This is a genomic window from Achromobacter sp. HNDS-1, assembly GCF_040084795.1.
Classification (GTDB): domain Bacteria; phylum Pseudomonadota; class Gammaproteobacteria; order Burkholderiales; family Burkholderiaceae_B; genus Achromobacter; species Achromobacter ruhlandii.
This window is the reverse complement of record NZ_CP157584.1, coordinates 3,733,675-3,746,520: the sequence shown is the minus strand read 5'-3', so window position 1 is coordinate 3,746,520 and position 12,846 is coordinate 3,733,675. Positions and strand designations below refer to the sequence as shown.

The 12,846-nt window shown below is 69.8% G+C and carries 12 protein-coding genes; 2 read left to right on the top strand and 10 right to left on the bottom strand.

Translation table 11 applies throughout. From position 1 onward, the window contains the following. The first annotated feature begins 129 nt into the window (after positions 1-129). On the top strand, positions 130-1,215 hold the full coding sequence (gene mutY / locus ABFG95_RS17365) for an A/G-specific adenine glycosylase (protein WP_348996053.1): 1,086 nt from the start codon (positions 130-132) through the stop codon (positions 1,213-1,215). Positions 1,216-1,581: 366 nt separating this feature from the next. Here mutY and ABFG95_RS17360 read toward each other — a convergent pair whose 3' ends face one another. Further along, positions 1,582-2,400 carry a helix-turn-helix transcriptional regulator gene (locus ABFG95_RS17360; RefSeq protein WP_054495765.1) on the bottom strand — a complete coding sequence of 273 codons (819 nt, stop codon included), beginning with the start codon at positions 2,398-2,400 and terminating at the stop codon, positions 1,582-1,584. 205 nt (positions 2,401-2,605) lie between these two features. Here ABFG95_RS17360 and iaaH point away from each other — a divergent pair, with 205 nt between their 5' ends. Then, positions 2,606-4,051, top strand: a complete 1,446-nt coding sequence (gene iaaH, locus ABFG95_RS17355; protein ID WP_336729737.1) for an indoleacetamide hydrolase — start codon at positions 2,606-2,608, stop codon at positions 4,049-4,051. A gap of 13 nt (positions 4,052-4,064) precedes the next feature. On the opposite strand, the gene ABFG95_RS17350 is transcribed toward iaaH, so the two are convergent. The 9 genes from ABFG95_RS17350 to ABFG95_RS17310 all read right to left on the bottom strand — a co-directional run bounded on the left by ABFG95_RS17350 (position 4,065) and on the right by ABFG95_RS17310 (position 12,744). Continuing rightward, a complete protein-coding gene (locus ABFG95_RS17350) occupies positions 4,065-5,627 on the bottom strand; it encodes a mannitol dehydrogenase family protein (protein ID WP_348994809.1) in 1,563 nt (520 codons plus the stop codon). Further along, positions 5,615-6,826, bottom strand: a complete 1,212-nt coding sequence (gene manD, locus ABFG95_RS17345) for a D-mannonate dehydratase ManD (RefSeq protein ID WP_054495775.1) — start codon at positions 6,824-6,826, stop codon at positions 5,615-5,617. The genes ABFG95_RS17350 and manD overlap by 13 nt, the downstream gene beginning before the upstream one ends. A gap of 27 nt (positions 6,827-6,853) precedes the next feature. Continuing rightward, the gene (locus tag ABFG95_RS17340) at positions 6,854-7,690 is read right to left on the bottom strand and encodes an amino acid ABC transporter ATP-binding protein (protein WP_348994808.1); all 837 of its coding nucleotides are present in this window, start codon (positions 7,688-7,690) and stop codon (positions 6,854-6,856) included. Positions 7,691-7,695: 5 nt separating this feature from the next. Beyond that, a complete protein-coding gene (locus ABFG95_RS17335) occupies positions 7,696-8,355 on the bottom strand; it encodes an amino acid ABC transporter permease (RefSeq protein WP_049070959.1) in 660 nt (219 codons plus the stop codon). Further along, positions 8,352-9,017: an amino acid ABC transporter permease gene (locus tag ABFG95_RS17330; RefSeq protein WP_006392647.1), complete on the bottom strand. Its 666-nt coding sequence runs from the start codon at positions 9,015-9,017 to the stop codon at positions 8,352-8,354. The genes ABFG95_RS17335 and ABFG95_RS17330 overlap by 4 nt, the downstream gene beginning before the upstream one ends. 33 nt (positions 9,018-9,050) lie before the next feature. After that, the gene (locus ABFG95_RS17325) at positions 9,051-10,088 is read right to left on the bottom strand and encodes an L-idonate 5-dehydrogenase (RefSeq protein WP_348994807.1); all 1,038 of its coding nucleotides are present in this window, start codon (positions 10,086-10,088) and stop codon (positions 9,051-9,053) included. A gap of 12 nt (positions 10,089-10,100) precedes the next feature. Next, positions 10,101-10,934, bottom strand: coding sequence for a transporter substrate-binding domain-containing protein (locus ABFG95_RS17320; protein WP_024067608.1), 834 nt, complete (start codon positions 10,932-10,934; stop codon positions 10,101-10,103). 131 nt (positions 10,935-11,065) lie between these two features. Beyond that, on the bottom strand, positions 11,066-11,932 hold the full coding sequence (locus ABFG95_RS17315; protein ID WP_054503339.1) for a transporter substrate-binding domain-containing protein: 867 nt from the start codon (positions 11,930-11,932) through the stop codon (positions 11,066-11,068). 83 nt (positions 11,933-12,015) lie between these two features. Beyond that, entirely contained in the window at positions 12,016-12,744 is a 729-nt protein-coding gene (locus ABFG95_RS17310; protein ID WP_006386875.1) for a FadR/GntR family transcriptional regulator, read from the bottom strand. Between the last annotated feature and the right edge of the window lie 102 nt (positions 12,745-12,846).

Genomic DNA, 12,846 nt, shown 5'->3' with positions numbered 1-12,846 from the left:
AGCCAACGCACCACGCCCTCTTGAAGCGCATGCAGGCAAGCGGCGGGAGGTGAATTCCGGGCGCTCGATGCGCCTCTGTCCCACGGTTGTAACCGCTCGCCCCACCCCCGGCAATAGGGCGATGCGATAATTGCGGGCATGGACTTCGCCTCTCGCATCGTCGCCTGGCAGCGCCAGCACGGCCGCCACGATCTCCCCTGGCAAAACACCCGGGATCCCTACCGCATCTGGCTCTCCGAGATCATGCTGCAGCAGACGCAGGTGGCCACGGTGATCCCCTACTACGAACGCTTCCTGCAGCGCTTCCCCGACGTGGCCGCGCTGGCCGCCGCCGCCCAGGAAGAGGTGATGCCCTACTGGGCCGGCCTGGGCTACTACGCCCGCGCCCGCAACCTGCACCGCTGCGCCCAGGAAATCGCGCGCGACTGGAACGGCCGCTTCCCGCCCAGCGCCGAAGCCATCGCCACGCTGCCCGGCATCGGCCGCTCGACCGCCGCCGCCATCGCCGCCTTCGCCTACGGCGAGCGCTCGCCCATCCTGGATGGCAACGTCAAACGCGTCTTCACCCGTCACTTCGGCATCGCCGGCGACCCCGCCAGGCGCGAGGTCGAACAGCGCCTGTGGGCCCTGGCCGACGCCCAGGTCGAGGCCGCGCCCGGCCTGGACATGGCCGCCTACACGCAGGGCCTGATGGACCTGGGCGCCACCCTCTGTACGCGCGGCAAGCCGGCCTGTGAACGCTGCCCGGTCGCCGACACCTGCGTCGCCAAGCGCGACGGCCGCCAGGCCGAACTGCCCACGCCCAAGGCGCGCAAGGCGATCCCGGAACGCGAGACCGCGATGCTGGTGCTGCAGCACCAGGGCGCGTTCCTGCTGCAGCAACGGCCCGAACCCGGTATCTGGGGCGGCCTCTGGAGCCTGCCCGAATTCGACGCCGCCGGCGACCCCCTGGCCGCCTCGCGCGCCCTCGGCCTGGACCCCGAACAGCGCTTCGAACTCGCCGCCTTCGCCCACACCTTCACCCACTACCGCCTGCACATCCGCCCCTGGTATGTGCCCGTGCGCAGCGCCTCGCTGCGCCAACCCACGCAACCCGAACGCTGGGTCACCCAGGCCGAACTCCCCGACACCGCCCTGCCCGCCCCCGTCAAGAAACTCCTGCTGGGCCTGATCGACGCCGGCCTCCCCGGCGACCTGCTGGCCAACAGCAAGTAGCGCCCTCCGACCGCCCCCCGCGCGCAGCGTCACCACCCCGACGCCAGACACCCAAACGCCAAAGAAGGCCGCCCGTGCGGCCGCCTTTGGCGCCCCCGCAAGGTTCCTGCCCCGCCCACGATTGCAGGCAAAAATGCCAAGCACAAGACCCGCCCCAACAGCCGCCGTTAAGTCACGACGCGAGCGAGTGGCGGGGCAGGCGGGGGATGGCGGCGCGTGTAGATGCGCCCGGCGGAAACCGAAGGCAGCCGCCGTAGGCGGCAACGAGGTTGAGCACGGGGCAGTCCGGAGCGAACGCTCCGGACCGCAATCGTAGCCCCGCCATCCCCCGCCTGCCCCGCCACTCGCGCCTCAAGAACCCACCCGTCACTCATCCCCCAGCAACATCACCAGCTTCAGATCCAGGTGCGTCGCCAGGCGGAAGGTAATCTGCTGAAACGCCATCCGCCCCCGCCGCGGATGCGCGAATTCACGCAGGCCGCCCTCGCGCTCGACCACCGCGTGCCGGTTCCACCAATGCGCGAACACCGCGCTCTGCCGGTTCAGGGCGTCGATCAGCGCCAGCACCGCCGGCTCGTCCAGATGCGCGCCCGCGTCGGCCCGAAACTCCGCCACCACGCGCCGCGCGCGCTGCTCCCAATCCACCACCAGCTCGCGCGCCGCCGGGTCCAGGAAGATGTAGCGCAGCAGGTTCGGCTCCGGATCCCGGGTCGGCCAGTCGTCGAACAGTTCCCGCAGCGGTTCATTACAGGCCAGCACGTTCCAGGCCCGGTCCAGCACGTAGGCCGGCGCGGTGATGGCGTCCACGCACTCGCGCAGCGAACCCGGTGCCCCCATCGCGTCGTCGCGCGCATGCTGCGGATCGGCGCAGTCGGCCAGATCGAACAGATAGGCCCGCTCGGCCCGCGCCAGTTGCAGCACGCCCGCGATGCGCGACCAGACCGAGGGCGACACCGATACCTCGCGCCCCTGCTCGATCCAGGTGTACCAGGTGACGCTGATGCCGCACAGCTGCGCCACCTCTTCGCGCCGCAGCCCCGGCGTGCGCCGGCGCATGCCCTCGGGCAGGCCGGCCATCTGCGGCGTGATGCGCGATCGGGCGCTGCGCACGAATTCGCCCAGCGCCTGGCGGCGCAAGCGGGAGCCTTCGTGGCCGGCGGCGCCGGCCTGGGGGGAAGTGTTCATACCAGGATAAGAGAGGGACTTGTACGTGTATAAGCTCCACCTATCTTAGCGCCTGGCCGCCCCCGCGGTACCGCGCCCCGCCCGCGGGCGACCACGGGCCGGACCGCCATATCGACGAACGGCGCCCGGCCGCGCTACGGTCAACCCTGCACAGAACGGTATCGACCCGACGCAACCGCCCCAAAACCAAGGAGACAACCCCGCCATGACCGCCCACCAGACGTCCTCGAGCTGCCCCACCGTGACCGAGGCCGCGGCGCTGTTCCGCGACGGCCAGATCACCAGCGAGGCCCTCACCCGGGCCTGTCTGGACCGCATCGCGTCCCGCCAGGACCTCAATGCCTTCATCACCGTCGACGCCGAGGGCGCGCTGGCCCAGGCAAGGGCCGCCGACGCCGGGCGCGCCGCCGGCCGCGCGCCCCGGCCGCTGGAGGGCGTGCCGTTGGCGATCAAGGACAACATCCATGTGGCGGGGCTGCCCAACACCGCCGGCACCCCGGCCCTGCATGGCTTCATCCCCAAGGAAGACGCGCCGGTGGTGCGCCGGTTGCGCGAGGCGGGCGCCGTCATCGTCGGCAAGGCGCACATGCATGAACTGGCCTTCGGCGTGTCCGGCTACAACACCGCCTACCCCGGCCCGCGCGGCGCGGGCACGCGCAACGCTTATGACGCCGAACGCATCGCCGGCGGCTCGTCCTCGGGCAGCGGCGCGGCGGTGGGCGCGCGCCTGGTGCCGGCCGCGCTAGGCACCGACACGGGCGCTTCCGTGCGCCTGCCCGCCGCCCTCAATGGCGCCGTCGGCTTCCGACCTTCCGTGGGTCGCTATGACGGTTCGGGCATTACGCCGATTTCGCATACCCGCGATACGCCCGGACCCATCGCCACCGGCATGGCCGACATCGCGCTGCTGGATGCCGTCCTGACCGGCGATGACACGCCACTGCCGGCGCTGCGCGCCGCCGACCTGCGCCTGGGCCTGCCCGGCTATTTCTGGCAGGACCTGGACCCGCGGGTAGAGGCCAAGGCGCAGGCCGCCCTGGAGCGTCTGCGCGCGGCCGGCGTGACCCTGGTCCCGCTGGACCTGCCCGGCCTGGAAGCCAGCAACGCCGCGACCGGCATGCCGCTGTGCCTGTACGAGCAGAAGCACGATCTGATCGCCTATCTGCAACGCCACGACGCGGGCGTGTCATTCGAGGAACTGGTGGCTCGGATTTCCAGCCCCGACGTGAAAGCCATCTTCGACGACCTGGTCGTGCCGGGCGTGCTGCCCACGCCATCGGGCGAGCTGCTGCCGCTGCAACCGCTTTACGACAGCGCCATCGCGGAACATCGCAACGCGCTCATCGACGTCTACCGCCGTGCGTTCGCGCGGCACGGGCTGCACGGGCTGCTGTTCCCCACGGTGCCGGTGCTGGCGCCGCTCGCCGCGCCCGAGGCCAGCAGCCTGGAGTCGTTCCTGCGGCTGGCGCGCAACGTCGACCCCGGCAGCAACGCGGGCCTGCCCGGCCTGAGCCTGCCCGCCGGCCTGTCGGACGGCGGCCTGCCGATCGGACTGGAGGTGGATGGCCTGCCGGGCGAGGACCGCCAGATCCTCGCCATTGGCATGGCAATCGAACCATTGCTGGGCCGGCTGGCGCCGCCGGCTGCCTGACGCGGACGCCGCCCTAGCCGGCGTCCGCGCGCATCGCGGCCAGGGTCGCCTCCAGCGCGCCCGCCACGCCCAGCGTGCGCAACGACTGCGCCGCCTGCGCCACCTCGCGCACGAAACGCTCGTCGCGGCCCAGGTCGCCGAACACGGCGGTCAGGGCCGTCATCTCGCGCGCCCAGGCCAGCGCGGCGGCCGGTCCGGGCGAAGCATCGCGCGCCGCCTGCTCGGCCTGCGCCAGCCGCTGCGCCAGCGTCTCGGCCAACGGGTCATCGATGGGATAACGCCGTCCTGCCTGATCCACCCCGCGCAGGAAATGCAGCCAGCCGGCCAGCGCCAGCGCCAGCCCGGCGATCGGCCGGTCCGCCGCCAGCCGCGCCCGCACCGTGCCCAGCAGGCGCTGCGGCATCTTCTGCGACCCGTCCATGGCGATCTGCCGCGTCTGATGCCGCAGCGCCGGATTGGCGTAGCGTTGCAACAGCCGCTCCTGGTAAGCCGCCAGGTCCAGGCCCGGCAGCACCGGCAGGGTCGGCGCGATTTCCATGCGCATCAGGTCCGCCAGATAGCGCCGCAGCGCCGGCTGCGCCACGGCCTGATCCACCGTGCCCCACCCCGCCATCACCGACAGGTAGGCCAGCGCCGAATGCGCGCCGTTCACCATGCGCAGCTTGAGGGTCTCGAACGGCGCCGCCTCGTCGACAAAGCGCGCGCCGCCCACGGCCCAGTCCGGCCGACCGGCGGCAAAGCGATCTTCCACCACCCATTCCAGGAACGGCTCGGCCTGCACCGGCCAGGCGTCCGTCATGCCCAGCGCCTGCGCCACGGCGGCGCGATCCTCATCGGTGGTGCGCGGCACGATGCGGTCCACCATGGAGCACGGAAACGTGCAGGCCTGGCCGATCCATTCGGCCAGGCGGGCGTCGACCTGCGCGGCGAACGCCAGCACCAGGCCGCGCAGCAGATGGCCGTTGCCGGGCAGGTTGTCCAGCGACAGCAGCGTCACCGGGCCCAGGCCCGAGGCGCGGCGCCGTTGCAGCCCCCACACCAGGAAGCCGATGGTGCTGCGCGGCGCCAGCGGCTGGCCCAGGTCGTGCACGATGTCGGGATGCGCCAGGTTCAACGCGCCGCTGGCCGGATCGTGGCAATAGCCCTTCTCGGTCACGGTCAGGCTCACGATGCGCGTGTACGGGCTGGCGATGCGCGCCAGCACCGCCTGCGGATCCTCCGGCGCCACCAGCGTTTCCAGCAGGCAGCCGATCACGGCCAGTTGCTGTCGCGGCCGGCCCTCGGCGTCGGCGCTGCGCAGCGCCAGCGTGTACAGCCCGTCCTGCGGCGCCAGCGCGTCGCGGGTGTCGGCCTGGCGCAGCGACACGCCGCAGATGCCCCAGCGCGGGTCGCCGCTGGCGTGGATGGCCGCCTCATTCACCGCCGCCAGATGGCCGCGCGCGAACGCGCCCAGCCCCAGGTGCACGATGCCGGCGCGCAACGCGCCCCTATCGTAGGCCGGCCGCGCCACGCCCGGCGCCAGCGCGGGCAGGCGCGCCGGATGCAGCCGGAGGGCCGCGGGGGCTACCAATTCCATAGCGTGCCGTCCTGCTGCAAGCGGTTCACCGGCAGGTAGGCGCGCTTGTACGGATACTTGGCGGCCAGCTTCTCGTCGATGTCCACGCCGTGACCCGGCACGTCGCCCGGATACAGCATGCCCTGCGAGAAGGTGTAGGCGTGGGGGAACACCGCGTCCGTCTCCTCGGTGTGGCGCATGTATTCCTGGATGCCGAAGTTCGGCACCCACAGGTCGAAGTGCAGCGCCGCGCCCATGCACACCGGCGACAGGTCGGTGGCGCCATGGCAGCCGGTGCGCACCTGGTACAGCGAGGCCAGGTCGGCGATGCGGCGCAGGTGCGTGATGCCGCCGGCGTGCACCACGGTGGTCCGGATGTAGTCGATCAGCTGGTTCTGCACCAGGTCCTTGCAGTCCCAGATCGAATTGAAGATCTCGCCCACCGCCAGCGGCGTGGTGGTGTGCTGGCGGATCAGGCGGAAGGCCTCCTGGTTCTCGGCCGGCGTGGCGTCTTCCATCCAGAACAGGTTGTACGGCTCCAGCGACTTGCCCAGCCGGCCGGCCTCGATCGGCGTCAGGCGGTGGTGCACGTCGTGCAGCAGGTGGTGCTCGAAGCCGAGCTTTTCGCGGATGCGATCGAACAGCTTGGGCGTGTGCCGCAGGTACTTCTCCGTGGACCAGTCGTGCTCGCTGGGCAGGTCGGCGTCGGCGGGTTCGTAGAACAGGTTGCCGCGGCCCACGCCGTAGACCTTGTCCAGCCCCGGCACGCCGCTCTGCGCACGGATCGCGCGGTAGCCCATGTCGGCATAGCGCAGCACCTCGTCAACGGTGTGTTCGATGTCGCTGCCGTTGGCGTGGCCGTAGACCATGACGCCGGTGCGGCTCTTGCCGCCCAGCAGCTGGTACAGCGGCAGGCCGGCGGCCTTGGCCTTCAGGTCCCACAGCGCGGTGTCGACTGCGGCGATGGCGGTCATGGTGACCGGGCCCCGGCGCCAGTAGGCGCCCTTGTACAGGTATTGCCAGATATCCTCGATCTGGTGCGCGTCGCGGCCGATCAGGCAAGGCACCACGTGTTCGGTCAGGTAGGCCGCCACGGCCAGCTCGCGTCCGTTCAGGGTGGCATCGCCGATGCCGGTCAGGCCCTGGTCGGTCTCGATCTTCAGGGTCACGAAATTGCGGCCCGGCGAACAAACAATGACGCGTGCGTTCGTAATTTTCATCATGGATTCCGTGAAACGGGAGGGTGTTCAGCCTTCCCAGCCCAGGTGGCTGAGGAAGTCGCGGGTACGGGCGACCTGCGGGTTGTCGAAAATCTGCGCGGGCGGGCCCTGTTCCAGAATGGCGCCGTTCTCGAAAACCACTACCCAGTTGGCCACGCGCCGCGCGAAACTCATTTCATGCGTGACCACGATCATGGTCATGCCTTCCTGCGCCAGCTTCTTCATGACGTTCAGCACCTCGCCCACGGTCTCGGGGTCGAGCGCCGAGGTCGGCTCGTCGAACAGCATCACTTCCGGCTCCATCGCCAGGGCGCGGGCGATGGCCACGCGCTGCTGCTGGCCGCCGGACAAGTTGGCGGGAAAGTTGCCGGCCTTGCTGGCCAGGCCGACCTTCTCCAGCAGCGCCATGGCGCGGGCCCGCGCCAGTTCCGGCGCCATGCCGAGCACGGTGATGGGCCCCATGGCGACGTTGTCCAGCGCCGACTTGTGCGGGAACAGCTCGAAGCTCTGGAACACCATGCCCATGCGCTGGCGCACCTTGCGCACTTCCGATTCGGCCTCCGGCACCGCCACGCCATCCAGCAGCACGCGGCCGCCGTCGATCTTCTCCAATGCATTGGTGCAGCGCAGGAGCGTGGACTTGCCCGAGCCGGACGGGCCGATCAGGCACATCACCTCGCCCTTGTTGACCTGCAGCGAGACGTCGTTCAACGCCACGAAATCGCCGAAGACCTTGCGCACGTGCTCGTACACCAGCACCGGCGGCTGGTCGGCGCCCTTGCGCGCGGCGGCCGTTGTTGCGGCAGGCGTTGTTGCGGCGGCCGCCGCCGCGCCGGCCGTGCCGGCCACTTGTTCCAGGATCATCTCGTTCACTCCTTGACTCCGTATTTGCGGTGGATCCAGTCGACCAGCTTGGCCTGCGGATAGCCCATCAGCCAATAGATCACCGCCATCGCGGTCAGCATTTCCAGCACGCGGAAGCTCTGCGCGCGCACCTGCATCGAGGCATAGGCCAGCTCGCTGACGGCGATCACCGATACCAGCGAGGTGTCCTTGAACAGCGAAATCCAGGTGCTGGCCAGCACCGGCAGGATGCGCCGCGCCGCCTGCGGCACCAGCACCTTGAACATGGCCTGGCGGCGCGACATGCCCATCGCCAGCGCCGCCTCCATCTGGCCCTTGCGGATCGAATTGATGCCGGCGCGGAAGGTCTCGGAGTTGTAGGCCGACACGTTCAGCACCAGCGCCACCAGCGCCGTGGTCACCGCCGAGAACTGCACGTCCAGCGCCATCGGCATCACGTAGAACGCCCAATAGATCACCAGGATCAGCGGCAGGTTGCGGAAGAACTCGACGATCGCCACGGCGATGCCATTGGCCACGCGGTTCGACGACAGCCGCATCAGCGCCAGCACCATGCCGCCGGGCACCGCCAGCGCCATCGTCACCACCGTCAGCATCACGGTCATGGCCGCGCCCTGCAGCAGCACCTGGCGCGAATCCCAGATAATTCCCCAGTCCAGATTCATGAGCGCCCCAGGTGTGCGTAACGTTGGTACAGCCGGTCCACGCCGCGCGTCACCGGGAACAGGATCACGAAGTACGCCACGATCACCGCGGTGAACACCTCGATCGGCCGGTAGCTCTGCCCGGCGATGGTCTCGGCCTTGTGCATCAGCTCGGGCACCGCGATCACCGTGGCGATGGCGGTGTCCTTGATCGCCACCGTCAGCACCGAGCCGAAGGCCGGCAGCATGCGGATGGTGGCCTGCGGCAGGATGATCTTGCGCAGCGCCTGGGCCCGCGACATGCCGAGCGCCAGGCCGGCGCGCATCTGCCCCGGGCGCACCGACTCGATGCCGGCGCGGATCACCTCGGCCGAATAGGCCGCGATGTGCAGCGTCAACGCCACCAGCGCCGCCCAGAACGGCGCGAAGGTCACCCCGGCCAGCAGCGGGAAGGCGAAGTAGATCCACACCAGCACCACCAGCACCGGAATGGCGCGCATGCTGTCGATGTAGAACACCAGCAGCACCCGCAGCCAGCGCGGCCCGTACAGGCGCAGCAGCGCGATCACCAGGCCCAGCAGGATGCTGGACACCGCCGTGACGGCGCTCAGCGCCACCGTGATGCCCAGGCCGCTGGCGAAGAAGCGCCAGTTATCGACGATGGGGGAAAAATCGAAGTCCATGGAATCTCCGTGCGGTCGCGAGCGCGGCCGGGCTCAGAACGTCACCATCACTTTCATGGCCTGGCGCCGGTCCGCCGCCAGCGCGAAGGCCTCGTGCGCCTGGCGCGCCGGCACCGCCGCCGTCAGCAGCGGCGCCACGTCCACCAGGCCGCGGCCCAGGTAGTCGATCGCCCAGGCGTATTCATCGACGAAGCGGAAGCTGCCGATGACGTTCAGGCTCTTGACCATGATCTGGTTGAACGGGCACTGCTCGCTGCTGCCATTGAGCGTGCCCACCGTGACGATGGTGCCGCGCGGCCGCGTGGCGCGGATGCAGTTGGCCAGCCCGGCGTAGTTGCCGGAAGCCTCGAAGCACACATCGACCGTGCCCTTGCCCGCCGCCAGCTCGTCCAGCGCGGCCGGCTCGGTGGCGGCGTTGATGGTGCGCGTGGCGCCGACCTTGGCGCAGGTCGCCAGGGTCTGGTCGACGATGTCGACCACGATGACCTGGCTGGCGCCGGCCAGGCGCGCCGCCATCAGCACCAGCGCGCCGATCGGCCCGGCGCCCACCACCATCACCGTCTTGCCCAGCAGCGTGCCGGCGCTGCGCACCGCGTGCAGCGCCACCGCCAGCGGCTCGCCGAAGGCGGCCAGCTCGAACGACAGGCTGTCCGGGACCGGCACGCACTGCTTTTCCTGCACCACCACCTGCTCGCGCATCGCGCCCTGCATGTGCGGATAACGGCTGGCGCTGCCGAAGAAGAACACCGCCTCGCAGTGGTTGGAATCGCCCTGGCGGCAGTAGCGGCACACGCCGCAGGTGCGGGCCGGATCCAGCGCCACGCGGTCGCCGGGTTTGACGGCGGTGACCGCCGAACCGACCTCCAGCACCTGGCCCGAGGCCTCGTGGCCCGGCGTCAGCGGTTCGCGGATGATGAAGTCGCCGACCCGGCCGTGGCGGTAGTAATGCAGGTCCGAACCGCAGATGCCGACCGCCTTGACGCCGACGCGCACCTGCGTCGGGCCCAGCGGCTCGGGCGCCTGTTCCACCAGCCGCAAGTCCTCGGCCCCATGAATCGCGCAATTGAGCATGGTGTGTCCGCCTTACTTCAGGTTCTGCGTCATGCGGCGCTCTTCGGCCACCAGTTCGGGATGCATGCGCGCTTCCACCTTGCGCAGCCACTCCAGGTACACCGGCTGGTTCTTGGCCACGCCCATGCCCGCGTCGATCGCGAAGATCTTGCTGTCCTGGCAGTCGTTTTCCTTGGGGAACACGGCCAGGCCCTTGACCTTCCTGCTGATGTTAGGCCACAGCATGCGGTTCAGCGGCGCCACGTCGGAGCGGCCCGCCAGCACTTCCTCGATCGGCGCCACCGAACCCGAGTTGGTGACGCCGCGCAGCTTGGCCTTGGGGAAGTTCTCCAGCACCAGCGGCTCTTCGCCCGCGCCCGAGAAGTACGCCATGGTGATGCCGGGCTGGTTGAAGTCCTCGACCTTGGTGGCGCTGGTGAACTTGGGGTTGGACGCCAGGCCGAACATGCAGACGCTGGTGTTCGAGAAGGTGACGAAGTCGATGATCTTGGCGCGCTCGGCGTTCTGGTTCAGCGGCCCGATCATGATGTCCATCTGGTTGGCGATCAGCGCCGGCACCTTGGTTTCGTGGCTGACCTGCACCGGCACGATCTTCACGTCCAGCAGGCGCGCGAATTCCTTGCCCAGCAGCCACGACGAGCCCATCCAGGGCTCGCCCGAGCCGGTGGTGTTCTGCACCAGCCACGGCGGGTTGTTGACCACGCCCACGCGCAGCACGCCGGCCTTGCGGATGGCGTCGATGCGCGGGCTCTCGCCGGGCGCGGGCGGCGTTTGCGCCTGGGCGGTGGCGGCGCCGGCCAGCAGCAGGGCGGTGGCGGCGAAACGGGTGAGGAAGGACGGTTGCATTGCGGTCTCCTTGGAGGCAAGCCCGGCGGCGGACGCCGGATGCGGGCGCGCGAGGCCGCGGGCAGTCGCCCGGGCCGCGCGCCTTGCGCGGGGTCGGTGAATCCAGTGGGGTGGGGAAAGGCCGGAGCGGCCTACGGGGTCTGTTCGATGATGCGCATTTCGTCGGCGTCCAGGCGCGTCTTCATGCCGGCGGCCACCTGCCGCAGCCAGGCCAGGTATTCGGGTTGGTTCTTGTCGATCGCCAGGCCCACCGGCGAGGCCTTTTCGGTGCTCTGCTGGCAGTTGGCCTCGGCGGGCAGCGCGGTCAGGCCGCGCACCTTGCGGCTCAGGCCGACCCAGGGCACGCGGTTGATCGGCGCCGCGTCGGCGCGCTTGGCCATGATTTCCTCGATCGGCGCGGTGGCGCCCGAGTTGGCCACGGCGCGCAGCGTGGCGTTGGGAAAGCGCTGCTTGACCCAGGCTTCCTCGGCGCCGCCGGTGAAGTAGGCGATGGTGACGCCGGGCCGGTTCAGGTCATCGACCGACTTGGCCGCGGCCATTTTGGGATTGGACGCCAGGCCGAACAGGCAGACGCTGGTGGACGAATACAGCACGAAGTCCACCACTTTCAGGCGCTCCGGCGTCTCGGCCAGCGGGCTGATGGTCATGTCGACCTGGTTGGCCGCCAGCACCGGCACCTTGGTCTCGTGCGAGACCTGCACCGGCGTCAGCTTCACGCCCAGCAGGCGGGCGTATTCCTTGGCCAGCAGCCAGGCCGGGCCGCTCCAGCCCTCGCCGCCCTTGCCGGACACGTCCTGCAGCAGCCAGGGCGCATTCTGCAGCACGCCGACGCGCAGCTCGCCCGCCTTGCGGATCGCATCGATGCGCGCGCTCTGGCCCGCCGCGGGCGCTTCCTGCGCCATCGCCGGCGCCGCCAGCGCATAGGCCGTCAGCGCGCACGCCGACAACATCGCCGCCGCCCTGTGCCAGGCGCGGCTCCCCTTGTTCCTTTGCTGCATCCTGTTGTCTCCTGATGTGTGTCGCCCGGTTCCGGGGCGCGGTATCTTCCGCGCTCAGCCGGGGGCCGCCTGCCGGTATTACGTCAACGCCACCCCTGCGCGAACTCGCCGATCACGCGTTCGAGGTGATTGCGCATTGCCTGCCGCGCGCCATCCGCATCGCGCGCCACCAGCGCGCTGAAGATGCGCTGATGGTCTTCCTGCGAGGCCTGGCGCAATTCCTGCGTGTGGAAATGCTGTTCGATCTTTTCCCAGATGGGGCCTTGCGCCTGGTCCCACATGGCCGTCACCGTGCCCAGCAGCACGCTGTTGCCGGTGGACTGCGCGATGTACAGGTGGAAACGGCGGTCGGCCTCCTGGTTCTCTTCCTTGTGCATCATCTGTTCGCGCATGGTGGTCAGCGCTTCGAAGATGCGGTCCAGGTCGGCGTCGTTGCGCGTCGTGGCCGCCAGCGCCGCGATCTCGGATTCCACCAGGCAGCGCGCGCGCAGCAGTTCGAACGGACCGGCGCCCGGCTCCTGCGCGGCCGGCAGGCGCGCCACGCCCGGCTTGGGCTCACAGACGTAGATGCCCGAGCCGCCGCGCACTTCCACCACGCCCTGCAGTTCCAGCGCGATGATGGCCTCGCGCAGCGAGGTGCGGCTGACGTCGAAGCGCTCGGCCAGCGCGCGCTCGGCCGGCAGGCGCTTGCCCACCGCGAACTCGCCCTGCGCGACCAGGGCCTGGATCTGCGCGGCCAGCCGCAGGTAGGCGCGGTCGGCCACCGGCTTGCTGGCGGGTTCCTCGGGCTTGGGGATCAGTTGTAGTGTCATGTCGGTTGAAAGTGGTTGGACCAAATATTATGTGGTTTACCAATTTGGCACATCATGGTTTACCACTATCCATTTGGTAAACCGTCCGAATAAAACAAAGCG